Source organism: Novosphingobium sp. B 225, assembly GCF_002198665.1.
Lineage (GTDB): Bacteria > Pseudomonadota > Alphaproteobacteria > Sphingomonadales > Sphingomonadaceae > Novosphingobium.
In genome coordinates, this window is sequence record NZ_MWLM01000062.1 from 159877 (window position 1) to 180763 (window position 20887).

The 20887-nt window shown below is 63.2% G+C and carries 20 protein-coding genes; 11 read left to right on the forward strand and 9 right to left on the reverse strand.

Going from position 1 to position 20887, the window contains the following annotated elements; translation table 11 throughout:
• Window positions 1-10 precede the first annotated feature (10 nt).
• The 9 genes from mnmE (at window position 11) to MNBBLIKP_RS12050 (ending at window position 11423) form a co-directional block, all read left to right on the forward strand.
• Entirely contained in the window at window positions 11-1288 is a 1278-nt protein-coding gene (gene mnmE / locus MNBBLIKP_RS12010; RefSeq protein WP_088310487.1) for a tRNA uridine-5-carboxymethylaminomethyl(34) synthesis GTPase MnmE, read from the forward strand.
• 190 nt (window positions 1289-1478) lie between these two features.
• A complete protein-coding gene (gene mnmG, locus MNBBLIKP_RS12015) occupies window positions 1479-3326 on the forward strand; it encodes a tRNA uridine-5-carboxymethylaminomethyl(34) synthesis enzyme MnmG (RefSeq protein WP_088310488.1) in 1848 nt (615 codons plus the stop codon).
• A 2-nt stretch (window positions 3327-3328) separates the two neighbouring features.
• Window positions 3329-3982 (forward strand): 16S rRNA (guanine(527)-N(7))-methyltransferase RsmG, encoded by a 654-nt coding sequence (rsmG, locus tag MNBBLIKP_RS12020; RefSeq protein WP_088310489.1) that lies wholly within the window; start codon window positions 3329-3331, stop codon window positions 3980-3982.
• Complete coding sequence (locus tag MNBBLIKP_RS12025; RefSeq protein ID WP_088310490.1) at window positions 3979-4761, forward strand: ParA family protein; 783 nt, start codon at window positions 3979-3981, stop codon at window positions 4759-4761. The genes rsmG and MNBBLIKP_RS12025 overlap by 4 nt, the downstream gene beginning before the upstream one ends.
• Window positions 4758-5735, forward strand: a complete 978-nt coding sequence (locus MNBBLIKP_RS12030; protein ID WP_088310491.1) for a ParB/RepB/Spo0J family partition protein — start codon at window positions 4758-4760, stop codon at window positions 5733-5735. The genes MNBBLIKP_RS12025 and MNBBLIKP_RS12030 overlap by 4 nt, the downstream gene beginning before the upstream one ends.
• 192 nt (window positions 5736-5927) lie before the next feature.
• Window positions 5928-6437, forward strand: coding sequence for a DUF4402 domain-containing protein (locus tag MNBBLIKP_RS12035; protein WP_176399755.1), 510 nt, complete (start codon window positions 5928-5930; stop codon window positions 6435-6437).
• 240 nt (window positions 6438-6677) lie between these two features.
• On the forward strand, window positions 6678-7454 hold the full coding sequence (locus MNBBLIKP_RS12040; RefSeq protein WP_088310561.1) for a fimbrial biogenesis chaperone: 777 nt from the start codon (window positions 6678-6680) through the stop codon (window positions 7452-7454).
• Window positions 7455-7512: 58 nt separating this feature from the next.
• Entirely contained in the window at window positions 7513-10185 is a 2673-nt protein-coding gene (locus tag MNBBLIKP_RS12045; RefSeq protein ID WP_088310493.1) for an MSCRAMM family protein, read from the forward strand.
• A gap of 83 nt (window positions 10186-10268) precedes the next feature.
• Complete coding sequence (locus MNBBLIKP_RS12050; protein WP_088310494.1) at window positions 10269-11423, forward strand: acyl-CoA dehydrogenase family protein; 1155 nt, start codon at window positions 10269-10271, stop codon at window positions 11421-11423.
• 147 nt (window positions 11424-11570) lie between these two features.
• Here the strand turns inward: MNBBLIKP_RS12050 and MNBBLIKP_RS12055 are convergent, their stop codons facing one another.
• Entirely contained in the window at window positions 11571-12332 is a 762-nt protein-coding gene (locus MNBBLIKP_RS12055) for a glycine zipper 2TM domain-containing protein (protein WP_088310495.1), read from the reverse strand.
• A gap of 129 nt (window positions 12333-12461) precedes the next feature.
• Window positions 12462-12914: GAF domain-containing protein (locus tag MNBBLIKP_RS12060; protein WP_254913027.1), on the reverse strand; the 453-nt coding region annotated here is incomplete at its 5' end.
• Window positions 12915-13019: 105 nt separating this feature from the next.
• Here MNBBLIKP_RS12060 and MNBBLIKP_RS12065 point away from each other — a divergent pair.
• On the forward strand, window positions 13020-14489 hold the full coding sequence (locus MNBBLIKP_RS12065; protein ID WP_088310497.1) for a PQQ-dependent sugar dehydrogenase: 1470 nt from the start codon (window positions 13020-13022) through the stop codon (window positions 14487-14489).
• Window positions 14490-14511: 22 nt separating this feature from the next.
• Here the strand turns inward: MNBBLIKP_RS12065 and MNBBLIKP_RS12070 are convergent, their stop codons facing one another.
• Both MNBBLIKP_RS12070 and MNBBLIKP_RS12075 read right to left on the reverse strand, forming a co-directional pair.
• The gene (locus MNBBLIKP_RS12070; protein ID WP_088310498.1) at window positions 14512-15339 is read right to left on the reverse strand and encodes an ATP-binding protein; all 828 of its coding nucleotides are present in this window, start codon (window positions 15337-15339) and stop codon (window positions 14512-14514) included.
• Complete coding sequence (locus tag MNBBLIKP_RS12075; protein ID WP_088310499.1) at window positions 15336-17066, reverse strand: acyl-CoA dehydrogenase family protein; 1731 nt, start codon at window positions 17064-17066, stop codon at window positions 15336-15338. The genes MNBBLIKP_RS12070 and MNBBLIKP_RS12075 overlap by 4 nt, the downstream gene beginning before the upstream one ends.
• A gap of 53 nt (window positions 17067-17119) precedes the next feature.
• Here MNBBLIKP_RS12075 and MNBBLIKP_RS12080 point away from each other — a divergent pair, with 53 nt between their 5' ends.
• Entirely contained in the window at window positions 17120-18070 is a 951-nt protein-coding gene (locus MNBBLIKP_RS12080) for an L-threonylcarbamoyladenylate synthase (RefSeq protein ID WP_088310500.1), read from the forward strand.
• On the opposite strand, the gene MNBBLIKP_RS12085 is transcribed toward MNBBLIKP_RS12080, so the two are convergent.
• The 5 genes from MNBBLIKP_RS12085 to MNBBLIKP_RS12105 form a co-directional block, all read right to left on the reverse strand.
• Complete coding sequence (locus tag MNBBLIKP_RS12085) at window positions 18067-18408, reverse strand: hypothetical protein (protein ID WP_176399756.1); 342 nt, start codon at window positions 18406-18408, stop codon at window positions 18067-18069. The genes MNBBLIKP_RS12080 and MNBBLIKP_RS12085 overlap by 4 nt on opposite strands.
• 99 nt (window positions 18409-18507) lie before the next feature.
• Entirely contained in the window at window positions 18508-19269 is a 762-nt protein-coding gene (locus MNBBLIKP_RS12090; protein WP_088310501.1) for a head GIN domain-containing protein, read from the reverse strand.
• A gap of 125 nt (window positions 19270-19394) precedes the next feature.
• Window positions 19395-19931, reverse strand: a complete 537-nt coding sequence (locus MNBBLIKP_RS12095; RefSeq protein ID WP_088310502.1) for a CarD family transcriptional regulator — start codon at window positions 19929-19931, stop codon at window positions 19395-19397.
• Between the two features lie 302 nt (window positions 19932-20233).
• A complete protein-coding gene (gene fdxA, locus MNBBLIKP_RS12100; RefSeq protein ID WP_088310503.1) occupies window positions 20234-20572 on the reverse strand; it encodes a ferredoxin FdxA in 339 nt (112 codons plus the stop codon).
• Window positions 20569-20880: an RNA-binding S4 domain-containing protein gene (locus tag MNBBLIKP_RS12105; RefSeq protein WP_088310504.1), complete on the reverse strand. Its 312-nt coding sequence runs from the start codon at window positions 20878-20880 to the stop codon at window positions 20569-20571. The genes fdxA and MNBBLIKP_RS12105 overlap by 4 nt, the downstream gene beginning before the upstream one ends.
• Between the last annotated feature and the right edge of the window lie 7 nt (window positions 20881-20887).

Genomic DNA, 20887 nt, shown 5'->3' on the forward strand with positions numbered 1-20887 from the left:
TGCCGATGCCATGAGTGAGACGATTTTTGCCCTGTCGAGCGGCGCTCCGCCCGCCGCGATTGGCGTGATTCGCGTCAGCGGGCCGCAGGCCGGTGCCGCATTGACGGCACTGGCTGGCCGTCTGCCCGCACCGCGCCGTGCCGTGCTGATGCGGCTGCGCGACGGGCACGGTGCCATGCTCGATTCGGCGCTGGTGCTATGGCTGCCCGGACCAAACAGCGATACCGGTGAAGATACGGTTGAGCTGCAATGTCATGGCGGCCGTGCAGTGATCGCGGCGGTAGAGGCGGCGCTGGCTGCGCTGCCAGGGCTGCGCCGGGCGGGGCCGGGCGAATTCACCCGCCGCGCCTTTGCCAATGGCAGAATCGATTTGGCCGAAGCCGAAGGGCTGGCCGACCTGCTCTCCGCCGAAACCGAACTGCAGCGGCTGTCGGCCATGACGATGGCGGGCGGGCAGTTTTCCGGGCAGGTCGCGGCCTGGCGTGAACGCCTGCTGATGCTGTCAGCTTCGGTCGAAGCCGTGCTCGATTTCAGCGACGAGGATGACGTCGCACTGCTCCCGGCCGACTTCATCGCGCGAATCACGGCTTTTGCCGCGGAATTGGGTGATTGGCTGGCCCGGCCGCGCGCCGAAGCCCTGAAGGAAGGCTATCGGGTGGTGCTGGCAGGACCGCCAAATGTCGGAAAGAGCACTCTATTCAATGCGTTGGTTGAAAGTGAGGCGGCAATCGTCGCCCCGGTGGCGGGAACCACGCGCGACGTCTTGACCCACCCGGTCGCACTGGCTGGGGTGCCGTTTCGGTTCTTCGATACGGCGGGGCTGCGCGAGCAGACAGGCGATACGATTGAGGCGATCGGGATCGAACGGGCGCAGGGTGCAATGCGGCAGGCTGATCTGGTGTTGTGGCTCGGCCCCGAAGGTGAAGGACCGCCCGCAGCGTGGGAAATCGCTGCGCAGTGCGACCGTCCGGAACTTGGCAGCAAGCGCGCGCCGCGCCACCGGCTTTCGGCGCTGTCGGGTGAGGGCATGGACGGGTTGCGCGGCGATCTGGTGGAGACTGCGCGCCTGGCCCTGCCGCGCCCTGGCGAGGCTGCCTTGAACCAGCGCCAGCACCGCTTGCTCGATGAAGCGCGGATCACCCTCGATGGCGCGGCAGGGCTCAGTGATCCTTTGCTTGTGGCGGAGAACCTGCGGCTCGCGCGGGTCTGTTTTGACCGACTGTTGGGGCGGACCACTACAGAGGACATGCTCGACACGCTGTTTGGACGATTCTGCATTGGGAAATGAGTGTTCCACGTGGAACATTGCAGGCTAGCGCGGTAATTTCAGCATCCAAACCAACGCTGGTTGGTCCTGGATCAAGTTCTTTGGGCTGACGGGCTCTGTGCAGCCAGCGCACACCTCCTTCGATCCCCGCTCATCCTCATCCCCACCAAACCTGTTCCACGTGGAACACGAATGCGCTAAGGCGCGGCATATGCAGCACTATGATGTTCTGGTGATCGGCGGCGGCCATGCCGGGGTCGAAGCGGCGGCGGTCGCGGCACGGATGGGGGCACGGACCGCATTAGTCAGCTTTGATCTGGCTGCGATTGGCGCGATGAGCTGCAACCCTGCGATTGGCGGGTTGGGCAAGGGCCATCTGGTGCGTGAGGTTGACGCCTTTGACGGAATCATTGCCAAGGCGGCGGATACGGCGGCGATCCATTACCGGATGCTCAACCGCTCAAAGGGTAGTGCGGTGCAGGGGCCGCGCGTGCAGGCGGATCGCAAGCTGTTCAAGGCGTCGGTCCAGCAGCAATTGCATCACCAGGGCGATCTGACCCTGATTGCGGGTGAAGCGGCTGCGCTGAAGCTGAACGGCGGGCGTGTGACGGGGATTGAACTTGCTGACGGCACGGTGCTGTCTGCTGCTGCGGTGGTGCTGTGCACTGGCACATTCCTGGGCGGGACCCTGTTTCGGGGTGAAGAACGCATGACCGGCGGGCGGATCGGCGAAGCCTCTGCGCAGCGGCTTGCCATGCAAATGCGTGATGCGGACCTGCCGATGGCCCGGCTAAAGACTGGTACGCCGCCCCGGCTTGATGGGCGGACGATCGATTGGGCGCGGCTGCAAGAGCAGCCGAGCGACGTCGAGCCGTGGTGCATGTCAGCAATGGGACAGGGCCGGGTGAACCCCCAGCTATTCTGCGCCATCACGCGCACCAACAGCCGCAGCCACGAGGTCATCCGCGCCAATCTGGACCGCTCACCAATGTTTACCGGAGCAATCGGAGCATCGGGTCCGCGCTATTGCCCCTCGATCGAGGACAAGATTCACCGTTTTGCCGATCGGGACGGGCATCAGGTGTTTCTGGAACCGGAAGGGCTAAGCACGCACCTGGTCTATCCAAATGGGATCAGCACTTCGTTGCCAACTGACGTTCAGTTGGCGATGCTGCGGACGATGCAGGGGCTGGAACAGGTGGTCATGGACGTGCCCGGCTATGCTGTCGAATACGATCATATCGACCCACGCGCTTTGCGGCCCACTTTGGAGCTGCGGCCGATGCCTGGGCTCTATTGCGCTGGGCAGATCAACGGCACCACTGGTTATGAAGAGGCGGCAGCGCAGGGGCTGGTCGCCGGGATGCAGGCCGCCGCTGTGGTGCTGGGGCGCGAAGGCCCGGGGCTGGACCGCGCCAACAGTTATATGGCGGTGATGATCGACGACCTGACCTTGCACGGGGTAAGCGAGCCCTATCGAATGCTGACTGCGCGCGCCGAATACCGACTGCGGCTGCGCGCCAACAATGCCGCGAGCCGACTGACTCCGCTTGGGCTCACCGTGGGATGTATCGGATCGGCGCGCGCCGCGTGGTTTGCGCGGCGGGAGGAGCGCCGGGAGCGCTTAGACCAGGCGCTGGACCGCGCGGTGACCAGTGCCGAACTGTCAGGGGCGGGGCTGCCGGTGCGGCCGGATGCCGGGCGTCTGGCGCTGCGCGAATGGCTGCGCTTTTCCGGAGTTGAGCTGGCGTCCGTGCTGCCGTGGCTGGGTGACGTCACGCTGGACGATCCCGAGCTTGAGGCTGAAATGGTCGAGGATGCGGCCTATGCACCCTATCTGGCGCGGCAGGATGCCGAGCTGCGTGATTTGCGGGCGGGCGAAGCACTGCCGCTGGGGGATGACTTCCCTTATGCCGCGATCCCAGGCCTTTCGCGGGAGATGGTTGAGCGGCTGACATCGGCCCGGCCGGCGACACTGGCGGCAGCGGGCCGCGTGGCTGGGGTTACCCCGGCGGCGCTTGCGGCGCTGCTGGTCCATGCCCGCAGGCGTGCGGCGTGAGTATGGGGTTGCGCACCGAGGTGGAAGCGCGAGACTGGCTTGCGCAATTACCCGAATGGGATGTGGCTGCGGCGGAACGGCTCGAATTGCTGGTGCGCTTGCTGGGTGAGGAGAACCAGACCCAGAATCTGGTTTCCGCCGCGAGCCTGAGCGAGGTGTGGAGGCGCCATGTGGCGGATTCGGCCCAGCTGCTGCGACATGTTTCACGTGAAACATCTTCGCCATGGCTCGACCTTGGCACAGGGGCCGGTTTCCCCGGACTGGTGATCGCGGCACTGCGGCCCGAATGCAAAGTGCTGATGGTTGAATCGCGGGCGCGGCGAATCGATTGGCTTGAGCGCGCGCGAATCGCCATGGGGCTGGAACAGGCGCAAGTGCTTGGAGCGCGGCTCGAACAGGTAGAGACCTTGCCGGTTCGTGCCATTTCAGCACGCGCTTTCGCACCTTTGCCGCGTTTGCTTGAGCTATCCGCACGATTTTCCACAGCGGACACCATGTGGCTGTTGCCGAAGGGGCGCTCTGCGGCCCAAGAATTGTCCGAACTCAGCGGCTGGCGGCACATGTTCCACGTGGAACAATCGCTCACCGATGGTGAAGCCGGGGTCATTCTCGGCACTTTGGCCGCTCAGCAGGCCGGAAAGGGTAAAAAACCGTGATTCGCGTGGCGATCGCCAACCAGAAGGGTGGGGTGGGCAAGACTACCACAGCGATCAACATCGCCACCGCCATGGCCGCTACCGGCTGGCGGGTATTGCTGATCGATCTTGATCCGCAGGGGAATGCCTCGACCGGGATTGGTGTTGGAACCGCCGAGCGAACCACTTCATCCTATGATCTGCTGGTCGATCAGGCGCCGTTGGCCGAATGCGTCATGCCCACCCGAATCCCCGGGCTGGATCTGGTTCCGGCAACGGTTGACCTGTCTGGCGCCGAAGTTGAACTGGTTGCGGTAGACAATCGCACCGACCGGCTGCGCGATGCGCTGAACGGCGGGGCTGGTGCTGCCTATGACGTTTGCTTCATTGATTGTCCGCCTTCGCTGGGCCTGCTCACGCTTAATGCGCTCTGTGCGGCAGATACCTTGCTGGTGCCTTTGCAATGCGAATTCTTTGCCCTCGAAGGGCTCAGCCAGTTGCTTCAGACGGTTGAGCGAGTGCAGCAGCGGTTCAATCCCAACCTTGGGATCGTGGGCGTGGCGCTGACCATGTTCGATCGGCGCAACCGCCTGACCGATCAGGTCGCGGATGATGTCCGATCGTGCCTGGGTTCGCTGGTGTTCGAATCGGTGATTCCGCGCAATGTCCGCTTGTCCGAGGCACCCAGCCACGGGCTGCCTGCGCTAGTCTATGACCATACCTGCACTGGCAGCCGCGCCTATATGGCCCTGGCCCGCGAACTGATTTCCCGCCTGCCCGAACGAAAGAAAGCAGCATGAGCGATGAGCCCGTTTTCCGTGTTTCCGTGCCGCAGATTGTCGGCACCACGAAAAAGCGCCCCCCGGCGCTGGGCCGCGGACTTGGTGCATTGCTGGGCGATTCGCGGCGCGAAGAGCCGTTGGTGGTGCAGCGTGAAGACATGGCGACAGGCGGTACTCCCGCTGCATCTGCAACCGCCGGTCTGGCTGCGATTCCGGTGGCGGACATCGTGCCGCTGCCCGGTCAGCCGCGCAGCCACTTTGACGATGCCGCGCTGGATGAACTGGCTGCATCGATCGCGGCGCGCGGCGTAATCCAGCCGGTCATCGTAACGCCGCTGGGGCAGGGGCGTTATCGCCTGGTCGCGGGTGAACGTCGCTGGCGTGCGGCTCAGCGCGCGCAATTGCATGAGATTCCTGCCATCATTCGCGACTTGAGCGAGCGCGAGGTGATGGCGCTGGCCTTGATCGAGAACCTGCAGCGCGAGGATCTCAACCCGATTGAGGAAGCGCGCGCCTATCACCGCCTTGCGGAAGATGAAGGCCTGACCCAGGCAGAGATCGCCAAGATGGTCGACAAAAGCCGCAGCCACGTCGCCAACTTTCAGCGGCTGCTGGCCTTGCCGGAGCCGGTAATCGACCTCGTCGAGCAGGGTAAGCTTTCGATGGGGCACGCCCGTGCTCTGGTAGGGGTTGAGCGGGCACAGGAACTGGCCGAACAAGCTGTGGCACGCCGATTGTCGGTGCGCGAGGTGGAGAAGCTCGCGCGGCGCAAAAACGCGCCTCCTGTCGGTCCGCGCAGGGCGCGTGGCGAGCGCGATTCGGCCGCAACCGCCGATATTGCCGCCGTGCAGAGCCATCTTGAGGAGTTCCTGGGGCTGTCGGTGCGAATCAATACCGATGCCGACCCGCGGTCCGGTGCAGTGACGATCCGTTATCGTACGCTCGATCAACTGGACCTGATTTGCCAGCGGCTGACCGGTGGCGGGATCTGATAAGGCCCGGAAATCAGGGATTCTACCTGAGCAAACCTTAACACCTTCCTGTGATCTGTTAACCATAGTGGGCAGTAAAGACTGAACACCGTGGTTCTACATAGGGTCCTGCGAATGGGGGCAAGCCGTCCATTCGGGCGGCGCATTCCCGCGCTGCATTGCTCGTGAATGCTTGGAAGGGACCAGTTTATTATGCGTACTTCGCTTCGTCTTGCTGTTGTTGGCGCCGCACTCGGCGCTATGTCGTTTGCTTCGGCCGCCAATGCCGCGACCACCGCGACCGCAACCGCCACCGCTGAAGTGCTCAGCACCCTGTCGGTAACCGCCGACAGCGCGCTCGACTTCGGCCAGATCGCTGCCAACACCGGCGGCACCGTCACCGTCAATGCCGATTCGACCGTAGCGTCGACCGGCGCGCTGGTTTCAACCGGTACCCGTGCTCCCGCCAGCTTCACCGTCAGCGGTAGCCAGGGCGCGATGGTCGCTGTGACCCTGCCGAGCTCGGCCGCTACCCTGACCCGTTCGGGCGGCACTGAAACGATGAGCCTGTCGGGCTGGAACAGCAACCCGAACGGTGCTTTCCAGCTGGATGGCACCACCGGCCAGGGCACCTTCTCGGTTGGCGGTACGCTGACCGTGGCGAGCGCCCAGGTTGCTGGCGTTTACAGCGGCACCTTCGACGTTTCGGTCGAATACCAGTAAGTTACAACCGTCTGCGGACGGATGAACAGCAAGGGCCGCATCCGCTGCGCGGGTGCGGCCCTTTCGCGTGGGCCAAGGACGGCGCCAGTTTAGCCGAAAATTAACCCTGTTTTCCTAAAACCTACGGGTAAACCCTAGGGGCGCAATGCGTCCTGTGGTCATCATACACAGGGAATTCCGATGCTTCAGCTTCAGCTTCTTCGCCGCCTGATCTTGACTACTGCGGCTCTGGCTGCGCCCATGCTGAGTGCGCCCGCCCAGGCCCAGGGTGACTTGCTCGTCGCGCCGACCCGGGTGGTACTCAACAATGGCGGTAACGCCGAGCTGGTCCTGAGCAACATCGGATCGACCGAAGCGACCTATCGGATCGGAGTCGAGCTGCGGCGGATGACCGAGAACGGCGACTTTCTTGATGTTCCCGATGCTGAGGCAAATGCGGCGGAAAAGGCCGCTGCTGAAATGGTGCGATATGCTCCGCGCCGGATAACCCTGCTGCCTGGTCAGCCGCAGGCGGTACGCCTGTCTGCCCGACCCGCCCCGGAATTGCCCGATGGCGAATATCGCGTGCATATGAGCTTTCGCGCAATTCCCCCGGCGCTCAGCCCGGAAGAAGCTCAAAAGCAGGCGGCGGCGGGAGGTCTCTCAATTCGTCTGACCCCGATATATGGCATCACGATTCCGGTTTTCGTTCGCAAGGGTCAGCTCGCGGCCGGAGCAACACTGGCCAACCCGCACCTGGTCAAGTCAGGCAAGGAAATCCTGCTCGACATAACGGTTAACCGCAGCGGCAGCCGCTCGGTCTATGGCGAACTGATCGGCAAGGGTGTCCGGGGTGAAACCCTGTTCAACCTGCGCGGTGTGGCGGTCTATCCGGAAGTGGCGCACCGCAGTGTGCGGGTCCCGCTCAATGCCGAACAGCAGGCAAAGCTGACCGCCGGACCTGTCCGGATCGAATACCGCGAAATGCCCGAAAATGGCGGGCAACTGATCGCCGAGATGACCACGGCGATCCGGTAACATAATGAACAATAGATATAAAATGTGAAATGACGTCATGACCCGGCGATCACCACCCATGGCTAAGGCCGCTGCCCTGCTGGCAGCGGCCTTTGGCCTGTGGGTTGGTGCACCGGCGCAGGCTGAAAGCTGGACACCTGATCCTGAGGAGCAACTTCTGCTCGAACTGCGCAGCGGCGCCTACAAATTGGGCGAGCCGCTGCGCGCTTACCAGACTCCAAAGGGCGTCTGCGTTGATTTCGCCGATATGATCCAGGCAATCGACCTGCCAGTGCGACTCGACAAGAAGTCGCGCCGCGCAACCGGCTGGTTGTTCGCGGAAGACCAGCGGTTGGTGATCGATCGCGATTCGAATACGGTACAAAACGTGAACGGTGCGCGTGGGATTGCTACCGGTGCGATTACGGACACCCCGGAAGGCTGGTGCGTTGAACTGTCCGCGCTGTCCGCCTGGATGGGAGTGCGGTTCAAATCGGACCTTGGCAATCTGCTGGTCACGCTCGAATCAGACAAAAAGCTGCCATTCCTCGAAGCCATTCAGCGCAGAAGTCGCGCCGCGCGACTTCGCACACCCGATCTCGCCCAATTTGACCTGGCCAAGCTTCCACAGGCCCAGGCCCCCTATCAGGCCTGGCGCACACCATCGGTCGATGTCCAGCTCCAAGGCGAATGGACCAGCAAGTCGGGAGTAAGTGCCAGTTACGAAGCGCTCGCGGCCGGAGAGGCTCTGGGCATGAGCTTTACCGCGCGCGTCGCCGGTGTGGACGGCCCGGTGCCGGATTCGCTGCGACTGCGCCTGTTCCGTAACGACCCTGAAGGCGGCCTGCTGGGTCCGCTGAAGGCCACACAGATTGCCGTGGGAGATGTCGAAACGCTTCGTGGCGGGCTGACCGGACAATCGGCCTATGGCCGCGGCGCATTCATTTCCAACCAGCCGCTCAATCGCGGCGCACGCTTTGGCGTAACCACGCTGCGCGGCACACTGCCGGCCGGATGGGACGCCGAACTCTATCGCAACGGCGAACTGCGCGCCTTCCAGGCCGATCGCGGCGATGGTCGTTACCAATTTGACAATGTCGAGCTGCTGTTCGGTGAAAATGACTTCGAAGTGGTGCTTTATGGCCCGCAAGGTCAGATCAAGCACGAACGCAGCTCAATGCCGGTCGGGCAGGAAAGCGTCAGTCCGGGTCAGACCTATTATTGGGCTGGAATGCTCGACAGCTCGCGCGATCTGGTAGATTTGTCGCGCACCTTTACCAACCCGCAGACTGGCTGGCGCTGGGGCGTGGGCGTGGAACGCGGGATTGACCGAAGAACCACGCTGGGGGTCGAGTACCAGAGCCTGGTGCTGACTGGCCGCCGTCGCCACTACATCGAAGCCACATTGCGGCGTGGATTGGGGCCGATGCTGGTCGAAGTAGCCGGTGCGAGCCAGCTTGGCGGTGGCCGGGCCTTGCGGGCGAATACGCTGGGCCGGATCGGCCCGGTGCGCTTCGATGCGCAGGTGCTTTGGGTCCAGGGTGACTTCGAAAGCGAACTGGTCACCTCGCAGCAGAGGCGCGAATACAGCCTCCGGCTAAATTCCACCCTGCACCTGGGCAACTGGCGCTTGCCGATAGAAACAAGCGCGCGCCAGACAATCGCCCGCGACGGGACAAAGGTTAACGAATGGTTAGCGCGCGGGGCATTCCACCTGAATCGTGTGACGCTGACAGCCGAACTGTTGCGGCGCAGCGCCGTGGGACCGGTGCTGGGCGTGGCCCGCGGCGATCTGGGTACCAAGCTCAACCTGATTGGCAACACCTCGCTCGCGGGCCTCAGGTTGCGCGGCACAGCGCGGTTCGGGCTGGCCGGGCCTCACCAGGGGTTTGAAGCGGCGCAAGTGGTGGCGGAAAAGGGCCTTGGTCGAAGCTCTACCCTGCGCGGCGGCTATGAATATGACGCGACAGCTGGCCGCAGTGAATGGATGCTGGGTTATGTAAAGCAATTCAAGCGGTTCGCACTGCGCGCCGAAGGCCGTGTCGATAATAACGGGCGCAAGCGCCTGGGCCTGACCCTGGGCTTCAGTCTGGGGCCGGATCCGGTCGACGGTGGCTGGCGTGTGTCACGCGAACGTCTGGCCGAGGATGGTCAGGCGAGCATTGAAGTCTTCCGCGACGACAACGGCGATGGCTATCGCCAACCCGGTGAAGCCGCGATTGAAGGCGTCAACGTCGAGGCTGGCTTCCGTCACACCGAAAGCGCCACCAACAAGGCCGGGCGCGCGGTGATTGATGGATTGATGCCCTATGTCCCGGTGCTGGTGTCGATCGACACTGGCAGCCTGCCCGATCCGCTGCTCCAGCCCAAGGGCCGGGGCATCGTCGTGGTGCCGCGCCCTGGCGTGGCAGCCAAGGTCTTGCTTCCGCTCGCTCCGACTGGCGAGATCGAAGCCGTGCTACTGGGCCCCGATGGCGAGCCACGCGCCGGAGTGCCGATCGAACTGGTCGATGCCGGCGGCCGGGTTGTCGCCGTCGCGCCCAGCGATTTCGATGGCTACTTGCTGTTCGATTCAGTGCCCTATGGCGACTATCACTTGCGCGTCGTTGCAGGCAGTGCCGCGGTCTTGGGGGTCCGGCACGAACTTGGCAGCGGGCTGCGGCTTGATCGCGATCACGCTTCATTGCGGCTTGGCCGTCTGCGTCTGGTAGCCACTGCACCCGCAGCCCAGATTGCGATCGGCATCCCTTAACCGAGCGATTAAATTGGCTTGACCGAGCCCCTTCACGCGCCCTAACCCACTCGCCAATTGTCATTTGCGAGAGGATTGCCGCGATGTCGCTCGATAACCTGAACCGCACCTGCTATTCCGAAGACCACGAAGCCTTCCGGGCCACGGTGCGCCGCTTCGTGGCCGAACAGCTGGAACCCAATGCCGCCAAGTGGGACGAGGAAGGCATCATTCCCAAGGACGTCTGGCCCAAAGCGGGCGAACTGGGCCTGCTCTGCCCGACCGTGCCTGAAGCGTACGGCGGGCTCGGCCTCGATTTCGGTTATAACGCGATCATCGATGAGGAAATCGGCTATGGCACCGATGTCGCCACGGGTTTCTCGCTCCAGTCAGACATCGTCGCCAACTATATCATCCAGTACGGCTCGGAAGAGCAGAAGCAGACCTGGCTGCCCAAGATGGTCAGCGGAGAGATCGTCACTGCGATCGCGATGACCGAACCGGGCACCGGCTCTGACTTGCAGGCCTTGCGCACCACTGCGAAAAAGGACGGCAACCATTATGTCATCAATGGCAGCAAGACCTATATCACCAACGGCCAGAATGCCGATCTAATCCTGGTCTGCTGCAAGACCGATACCGAGGTGCAGCCGGCATGGAAGGGCGTGTCAATCGTGCTGGTCGATGCGAACCGCGACGGTTTCAAGCGCGGACGCAACCTCGACAAGGTCGGGCTCGATGCGGCCGACACGTCGGAACTGTTCTTCGAGGATGTGCGCGTTCCGATCACCAATTGCCTTGGCGAGGAAGGCAAGGGCTTCATCTATCTGATGAGCGAACTGCCGCAGGAGCGGCTCGGCATTGCCATCTCCGCCCAGACTGCGGCACAGCGCGCGTTCGACATGACGGTGGAATTCACCCGCGAGCGCAAAGCCTTCGGCAAGCCGGTGCTCGATTTCCAGAATACCCGGTTCCTGCTCGCCGATCTCAAGTCCAAACTCCAGGTCGGCTGGGCCCATATCGACTGGTGCATCGCGCGCCACATCAAGCACGAGCTGACTCCGGTCGAAGCTTCGGGTGCCAAGCTGTGGCACACCGAGCTGCAGGGCGAAGTTGTCGACAAATGCCTGCAGCTCCACGGCGGGGCCGGGTTCATGAACGAATATCCGATCGCCAAGCAATGGCGCGGCGCGCGCGTCACCCGGATCTTTGGCGGGACCAGCGAGATCATGAAGGAACTGATCGGGCGGTCGCTCTGATTTCCGCCCGACGGCGGAACGGATCGGGGTTGCCCGCTTCCTGCCTCGCAGGAACAGCAAGGACGCGACAAATGCAACAAGACCCCCGGTTTCGGGCCGGGGGTCTTGCATACCGGGGGAGCGGCTGGCTCCCCTTTGGCTAGCAGGTCAATAGGTGCGCACACGCTTGTCCGGAACGATCCGGACCCGCTTGTCGGGAACGGTGACGGTCTTGTAGATCACCCGGCGCTTGGCGCGGACGGGAACCCATTCCTCGGTCACAATCGTTTCCTTGCATTCGCGCTGCGGTTGCACGGCGGCATGCTGCTGCATCATCATCACCGGGACCATCATGGTCACTTGCTGCTGGACATAGCCATAGGTCATGCCCGGCTGGCCATGACCATAGGCCTGCTGGCGCGAGAGGTAATCGTCGAGATAGCTCTCGCAATAATCACGCGAACGGCTGCGGTCGGCACTGTTGCCGATCGCACCCCCGGCCACTCCGCCCAGCACTGCGCCGGCGACCGTGCCAACCGTGCGGTCACCGCGTCCGGCGATGCGGTTGCCCAACACCCCGCCGACCACGCCGCCCAGCACCGCGCCCAGCGTCGTGCTCTTCTTGCCGGCAGGATAGCGGCGACGGCATTCATAGAGCCAATCGGCCTTGGCCTGTTCCCAACCCGCATGGTTCCAGCCAGGCGCTCCAGCCGGAGCGATCTGTGCGGCGGGTGCTGCCATCTGCGGCATGGCAGGCGCGGCGGACATCACCATCGACGGTGCTGGCATGGCGGGAGCCGGCATGGCATTGCCATAGACTCGGCCCGCTGCATCCATGACGGCATCGCCAGCGCTTTGCGCCTGCGCGGCATTGGCCATGCCCAGGACACCAATCAGGCAGAGCGGCGTGAAGATCTGACGGAGCGACATTGCAATCCCCTGTTCGGGCCAGGGCGAATCCCGGCGTTAACGTGGAATTTAGCATCGTCCAGCGCCGGAAACCAAGCGTGGCCTAGACACTGACTCCGCGCTGTCCCGTTTCGGAGCAGTCCGGCAAAGTCAGATTAACATGGCGATGGCATCAGCCAGCGCTTCAATTCCGGCGGCGTCCTCGGTGTCAAACCTGGCCGGGCTAGGGCTGTCGAGGTCGATTACGGCGATGACCATGCCGTCACGGCGGACCGGAACCACCAGTTCGCTGCGGCTGTCCGCATCGCAGGCGATATGCCCGGGAAAGGCGTGAACATCGGGAACCAGCTGGGTTTCACCACTTGCCGCTGCGGCACCGCAGACCCCCTGGCCAATAGCAATCCGGATACAGGCAGGCTTGCCCACAAAGGGCCCCAGCACCAGCTCTCCATCAATCACGCGGTAGAAACCCGCCCAGTTGAGCGCTGGCAGAAACTGCCAGATCAGCGCGGCGAGATTGGCCATGTTGGCAACGGCATCCCGCTCGCCATCGGTCAGCGCGCGGGCCGCAGTCACCAGATCGCGGTAAATTTCGGGCTTGGGNTTCGGGCTTGGGTTGGGCGGGATCGGGGGTAAAGGCGAACATGGCTTGCTCCATTACAGGAGACAAGTGTTGCCGCCTAGCCGCGCTGCGCCTATCCTTGGCGCATGTCGACCAAACGCAAACTGCTTGTCGCCCTCGCCGTGTTCCTGCTCGTGATCGGCGGATTCGTCTTCTACATCCTGCGCGGGGTGCCCGCTGAGCATTCGCTGGATGAACTGTCGGGGCGCGATCCTGTGCTGGTCGAACCCAAACCGGAAGAGATCCCTTCGGTTGCAATCGCCCGCCCGGTTGGCTGGCAGGCCGGTGAAGCGCCGCAGGCCGCCCAGGGCCTAAAGGTAGTACGCTTCGCCGAAGGGCTGGAACATCCGCGCGTGCTTTACACCCTGCCCAACGGCGATGTGATCGCGGCTCAGGCCGATGCGCCGGCCGGCAATATGGGCAGCGGCCTTACGGCCAAGGTTGGTGCGATGCTGATGAAGCGCGCCGGGGCACACGGCACATCGCCCGACGCGCTGGTGCTGCTGCGCGACGGCGATGGTGACGGCGTGGCCGAGCAAAAGTTTACTCTGCGCCAGGGCAACGGCCTCGCCTCGCCCTCGGGCCTCGCCTGGCTGAACGATACGCTTTATGTCGCCAACCATGATGCCGTGCTGGCCTTTGCTTACAAGCTGGGCGAAACCACGCTGGCTGGCGCACCCAAAAAGCTGATGGACTTGCCTGCCGGCGGCAACCACTGGATGCGCAACCTGCTGCTCGCGCCTGATGGTCAGATGCTTTACGTTGCGGTTGGTTCGGCCTCGAACATTGCCGAAAAGGGGCTTGAACTCGAAAAGGGCCGCGCCGCAGTGTGGCAGCTTAACCTCAAGAGCGGATACCCTCGTCAGTACGCACAGGGCCTGCGCAACCCCAATGGGCTCGCCTGGAACCCGGCAAGTGGCGAATTGTGGACCGTTGTCAACGAACGCGATCAGCTCGGCCCGGATCTGGTGCCCGATTATCTCACCAACGTCCCGGTCGGCGCGCACTATGGCTGGCCGTGGATCTACTGGAAGAAGTACGACGATGACCGCGTGCTATCGGCCCCGCCCGAATTTATCGACGATTTCGTGCGCAAGCCCGAATATGCCCTCGGCGCGCATGTGGCCCCGCTTGGTCTGGTGTTTGTCACCGGCGGCCAACGCATGGGGCCGCAGTTCGCCAATGGCGCTTTCGTGGCGCGACATGGATCGTGGAATCGCAAGCCTCTGTCGGGCTATGATGTGGTCTTTGTAAGGTTCGATGCCAATGGCAATCCGCTGGACAAGCCGGTTCCGGTTCTGAGTGGCTTCCTGACCGGAGACGGCAAGACCCGTGGTCGTCCGACCTGGCTGGCCTGGGACAAGACCGGCGCCTTGCTGGTCAGTGACGATACGGCCGGAATCATTTGGCGGGTTGAGGCTCCCGGCGCGGTTCCTGCGGTGCCGATCCAGCCGGTCAAGGTTGGCCGGATGCCTCCGCAGCGCAATCTCAACGGGGACCCTATGGCCCAATACAAGGGCGCCTTCGGACAGGATCAGAAGGTCAAGCAGCAGTAAGGCACTGCGCTGCCCGGATCGGTCATAGGTGCTTGCCGGCGCGGCCTGCCAGTTCGGTGACGAATTGCCAGGCCACCCGGCCCGAGCGTTGCCCGCGCCGTTTGGACCACTCCAGCGCTTCACCCTGATCCCATTCCAGTCCATGCGCGGCGCAGTAGCCGCTGACGATCGCCAGGTAGTCGTCCTGGGTGCAGTTGGGGAAGCCGATCGACAGGCCGAACCGGTCAGCTAGCGCCAACCGGTCGTCCACCGCATCGCGCGGGTTGATCGGATCGTCCTGTTCGCTGAGATGGCGCGGCACGATCGCGCGACGGTTCGACGTTACCGCCAGTCGGACATTGCCGGGCCGCGCTTCCACTCCGCCTTCCAGCCAGGACCGCAAGGCACGCGGACCAGCGGAATCGCCATCCTCAAAACCAAGATCGTCAAGAAATACAAGGAATCGGCGGTCCACTGCGCCAAGCGCGGCGAACAACGGGGCGAGACCGGACAAAGCTTCAGGCGCGACCTGAACCAGCGCGACGGTGCCGGGCGAAGCAGCTTGAGCGGTCGCTACGCTGGCGCGCAGCAAGGCCGATTTGCCCATTCCGCGTGATCCCCACAGCAACATGTCATGCGCCGCAAAACCGGCGGCGAGCCGCGCGACATTGCTGACCACACGGGCTTTCTGTTCATCGATCCCGTGCAGCAGATCCAGCGGCGGAGCCTTGATTTGTGCCACCAAGCGGGCGCCTTGCTGGTCCCACACATAGGCCGGAGCGGCATGCCAGTCCGGACTTGGCACTGTGCGTGGTGCCAGGCGCTCAAGCGCTTCAGCAATGCGCGCCAGGGGGTCACCCTGATCGCTCATCCCGCCAGCGCCTCGGCGCTCAGGGCATAGAGCAGGTCCGCACCGGCCAGGGCCGAGGCTTTCAAGCCGCGCGCTTCGGACACCAGGTGAGCGTTGAACCAGGCGGAAACCACCGGCTTGGTCGCGGCCAGCGCGCCATCGGCCGCCGCGGCCTGGCGCAGCAACTGCCAGCCTGCGACCGCGACCGCACACATCGTGCAGAACGGCACTGATCCGGCGAGCTTGTCATCCAGCGAAGCATCGCTGGCCATCCAGCGCGCCACACCGATGCAATCGTCAGCCAGCGCTTTCAGTTCGGGCGCAGCCCCTTCGGCAGCGCGCGCTACATCGGTCAGCAAGGCAATCAGCACCTCGCCGCTTTCATATCCCAGCTTGCGGGTGACCAGATCGGCGGCCTGGATTCCATTGGTGCCTTCGTAGATCGGGGCAATCCGGGCGTCCCGGTAATGCTGCGCCGCGCCGGTTTCCTCGATAAAGCCCATCCCGCCGTGGATCTGGACCCCCAGGCTGGCAACTTCACAGCCGATGTCGGTGCCCCAGGCCTTGATCAGCGGAACCAGACAGTCGGCTCGGGACTGTGCGCCAGGGACACCGAGCGCGCCGCGATCAACCTGCCCGGCGGTGTAATAGAGCAGCGCCCGTGCGCCTTCGGTCAGCGCGCGCATCCGCATCAGCATGCGGCGCACATCGGGATGCTCGATAATTGCCACCGGGTCCTTGCCGGGCGAACCTGCGCGCGCCGACTGGACGCGTTCGCGGGCATAGTACTGCGCCTGCTGCAACGCGCGTTCGGCAATTTGCACGCCCTGATTTCCAACATTGATCCGGGCAGAGTTCATCATCGTGAACATCGCCTTCAGGCCTTCGTTCTCATGCCCCACCAGATCGCCGATGCATTCGTCATTGTCGCCAAAGCTCATCACGCATGTCGGGCTGGCCATGATTCCCAGCTTGTGTTCCAGACTGACCACGCGCGCATCATTGCGCCCGCCCAGCGAACCGTCGGCAGCAACGTGAAATTTGGGCACCACGAACAGGCTGATTCCGCGGCTTCCCGCCGGAGCTTGCGGAGTGCGGGCCAGAACCAGGTGGATGATGTTGCTGGCCAGATCATGCTCACCCCAGGTGATGAAGATCTTGGTCCCTTTGATCCTGTACCTGCCCGCGTGTTCGCCAGCAGTGATCGGCATGGCCGTAGTGCGCAGTGCACCAACGTCCGATCCGGCCTGAGGCTCGGTCAGGTTCATCGTGCCCGACCATTCGCCGCTGATCAGCCTGGCAAGATACAGTGCCTTCTGGCTGTCACTGCCATGATGGCTAAGCGCCTCGATTGCGCCAACGGTCAGCATCGGCAGAAGGCCGAAGGCCATGTTGGCCGTGCCGACATTTTCCAGCACATTGGCGGCAAGGGTAAACGGCAGCCCCTGCCCACCGTGCGTTTCTTCGCCCGAGATCGCGTTCCAGCCCTGCTCGACATAGGCCCGATAGGCTTCGGCATAGCCCGCGGGCAAGGTGACCGTGCCATTGGCGAGCGCCGCTCCCTCCAGATCACCTGCCCGGTTGAGCGGAGCCCATTCGCCGGCGGCGAACTGGCCGATCCCTTCGACGATGGCTTCGACCATGTCCGGGCTGGCAGCGGCGAAACGGTCATGTGCGGCGATCTCTTCGATCCCGGCATTGACCTTAATCGCGAGGATCTGATCGGCGGTGGGAGCAGTGTATTCCATTGTGACGCGCCTTTTCCTTGGCTTTGCCGTTCTTCGCCTATAGCGGGAGCGGGATGAGCGGCAAGAGTGTCAGTCCCGTGGTGCGCAGTGCAGATGCGGCCGGAATTGCGGCGGCGGCAGACTTTCTGCGCGGCGGCGGGCTGGTCGCGGTGCCAACTGAGACAGTCTATGGCCTGGCTGCACGGGCTGATAGTGCCGAGGCCGTGGCGGCAATCTATCGCGCCAAGGGTCGACCGGATTTCAATCCGCTGATTGTCCACGTACCGGGTCTCGAACAAGCTGCGGCATTGGTCCAGCTTGATGAACGCGCGCAGGCGCTGGCTGAAGCGTTCTGGCCAGGCGCGCTGACCATGGTTTTGCCACTGAAGGCAAGTGCACGAATAGCCCCGGCGGTGACGGCAGGCTTGCCCACTCTCGCACTGCGCTGCCCGGCGCATCCTGCGATGCGCGCCCTGCTGGAGCAGAGCGGCCTGGCGTTGGCGGCACCATCGGCCAACCGCAGCGGAGGGGTCAGCCCGACTACCGCCCAGCATGTCGTGGGATCGCTGGGCGATGCAGTGCCGTTGGTGCTTGATGGCGGTCCTTGCACGGATGGAATCGAATCCACCATCGTTGCTCTGCGCGATGATGGTTCCTGGCAAGTTCTGCGCCCGGGGCCGATCACGCAGGCCCAGATTTCTGCGGTTCTTGGCTCCAAACCTGGCCTCGTGGCGTCACTTCAGATCGAGGCACCCGGCCAGCTCGTCAGCCATTATGCTCCTGGCAAGCCAGTGCGGCTCAATGTCGATAGTGCGGCGGCGGACGAGTTTATGATCGGGTTCGGGCGGATCGAAGGCCACACGAACCTGTCACCGAGCGGAGATCTCGCCGAAGCGGCGGCGTGCCTTTACCACTGCCTGCACCAGGCTGCGGCGGCACCGCAACCGCGCATTGCCGTGGCGCCGGTTCCCGATGAAGCGATTGGTGCGGCGATCAACGATCGGCTGCGCCGGGCCGCGGCTTAGCGCGCCTCATAGGGAACGCTCGGCATCAGCCGCTGCATTTCGTACCACGCAGCTTCACGTTTGCGGCAAGCTTCCTGATCGCCGCGAGCGCAGCGCTCTGACTGTTTGCGGTATTCGCGGTCCAGCTCGCCCAGCCGCTCCTCGCGGCGGCGAATCGTCTGTCCGCGCCGCTGGTCACGCTCGCTCTGGCTGACCGTGGCAACATCGACCAAAGTGCTGCCAGCTTCCACCGCCTTGCCTGTGCCGCGCACTGGCAGAGAGGCCAGATCGACAACTGCCCCCGCTGCGCCGCAGCCGCTCAGCAGCATGGCCATGGCTCCGGCCCAGATCTTTTGCATAAAACAACCCCGCGCTGCATGACGATCCTGTGGATCGTAGCAGCACGGGGTTGCGCGGCGATGAACCGGGACTGGCGGTTCATCGCAATTCCGGCGCGGTCAGTCCTTCTGGGTGACCGTTTCGCAGACCAGCTTGCCCGAACCGAGCGAGCTGAGCTTGCAGCGTGCCCGGCCCTTGACTGTGATATTGCCCGATCCGACGATCTTGGCATCCACATCGCCATCAGAAGCGAAGCTGGTGCTGCCCGACCCGGCGATCTTAACCTTGGCGCCTTCGGCCTTGAGCGCGTCCATAGTTGCCGAACCGCTGCCAGCTACGGTCAGGTCCAGTTGCTTGACATTGCCCGCACCCCGGAAGTTGCCTGAACCGGCAATCGTCAGGTCCAGCTTGTCGCCGGCCAGATTGGACGATTCGATATCGCCCGAACCCGCGATGGTTACTTTTGCGTCGCTCGCGAGTGCGTCGGCCTGGATCTTGCCCGATCCGGCCATGGTCACTTCCCTGGGTGCGGGCATGGTCACGGTGATCACGGCGGTCTTGCCGTTCTTTTCAAACAGCTTGTCCTTGCGCAGGATCCCCAATGATCCGTCCTTCAGGGTAAAACGCAGCGCGTCCTTGGCTTCCTGATCGCCTTCGACTGCGATTGTCAGCTTGTCGCCTTGAGTGATGTGGACCTGGTCCGGCCCCAGCAGCACCAATTCCTGCGGCGGTGTGCCCGACAGGTCGAGCTCGGAGAGCGGCTTGCCCTCTTCCCCGTTGATCGAGATGTTGGCTCCATTGCAGCCCGAAACCCCGGCGGCAAGGACCAGCGCGATCGCGGGGCCAAGGGCCTTGACCAACTTGTCCAGCTTGAGCTTCATCGAAAACCTCCTGCGTTGTGTATTATCGATATAATACGGCAAGGCACCGCCTGCAAGGGGTTGGCATGAAAAAAGGGCCGCCTCCCGAGGAAGCGGCCCTTCTGGCAATCCGGTTTCAGAAAAAATCAGGCCGTGACAGCCGCTTCCGCATAATATTTGGGCGCGTGTTCGTTGAGGATCGCAAGGATCTTCTTGAGCGCAGCCGGTTCGTCGGTCTTTTCCATCGCAGCCAGTTCGCGCGCCAGACGCGAGGAAGCGGCTTCGAAAATCTGCCGTTCGGAATAGCTCTGTTCCGGCTGATCATCGGCGCGGAACAAATCGCGGGTCACTTCGGCGATCGATACAAGATCGCCCGAATTGATCTTGGCTTCGTATTCCTGGGCGCGGCGCGACCACATGGTGCGCTTGACCTTGGGCTTGCCTTTCAGCGTATCGAGCGCTTCGCGCAGGGTCTTGTCCGAAGACAGCTTGCGCATTCCGATCGCTTCGACCTTGTTGGTCGGCACGCGCAGCGTCATGCGTTCTTTTTCGAATCGCAGGACATAAAGCTCCAGAGTCATGCCCGCGATTTCCTGCTCAAGCAGTTCGATCACCCGGCCAACCCCGTGCTTGGGATAGACAACGTAGTCACCAACTTCAAAGGCGTGCGCCTTGACCACCATGTAACATCCTTTCAATCGTCAGGACTGCACCGCCGCCGAAACGCGGCTGGAAACTGGGTATGGGAACAGCGAACGGGTAAAGCATTGCGACCCGGTTCGATGGCTCCATCAACCGATTTGCCAGTCCTGCCTTTCAAGATCTGCATCTGCCAGCGAGGCGGAAAGCCCCGTCAGTCGCGGATTATATAGCATGTCCGCAACAAAATTACCAGCGCGGAGAATCCCGCGCCGGGACAGGCGCAATTTGGGGTCTGGGCGGTGGTGCAAAGGCCCTGCCAAATGGCCGGCCCGACCAGCCAGGATCAGTCGCCTTCGCCGGGCTCGGCCGAGAAATACTTGTCGAACTTGCCCTCTTCGCTCTTGTGCTCGTCGGCGTCGGCGGGGCTGTCCTTCTTGGTGGTCAGGTTGGGCCATTCGGCCGAGTACTTGGCATTAAGCTCAAGCCACTGTTCCAGCCCGCTTTCCGTATCGGGCAGAATCGCTTCGGCCGGGCATTCAGGTTCGCAAACGCCGCAATCGATGCATTCGCTGGGGTTGATCACCAGCATATTCTCGCCCTCATAGAAGCAATCGACGGGGCACACCTCGACGCAGTCCATGTACTTGCACTTGATGCAGGCTTCGGTGACGACATAGGTCATGGCAGGCGGATCCCCAGAGGTGTTTCGTTCTGATCCGCTGCTAAGGCAGCACCAAGCCCTACGTCAAGCACCCGATAGCAAGTTTGCGCTTCGCTGGCAGGGCCGCGTCGTTCAGGCAGGGCCAGGACCTCGATCACCGTGACGCCGCGGGGCAGCGGCAGGGCGAGTACATCACCCACCCGAATCGCGGTCCCGCTCTTTTCGACGCGGCGCCCGTTGAGCCGGATATGCCCTTCGCCAATCAGCGCCTGGGCAAGACTGCGGCTTTTTGCCAACCGCAGGAACCAAAGCAGCTTATCGATCCTCACGAGGCGA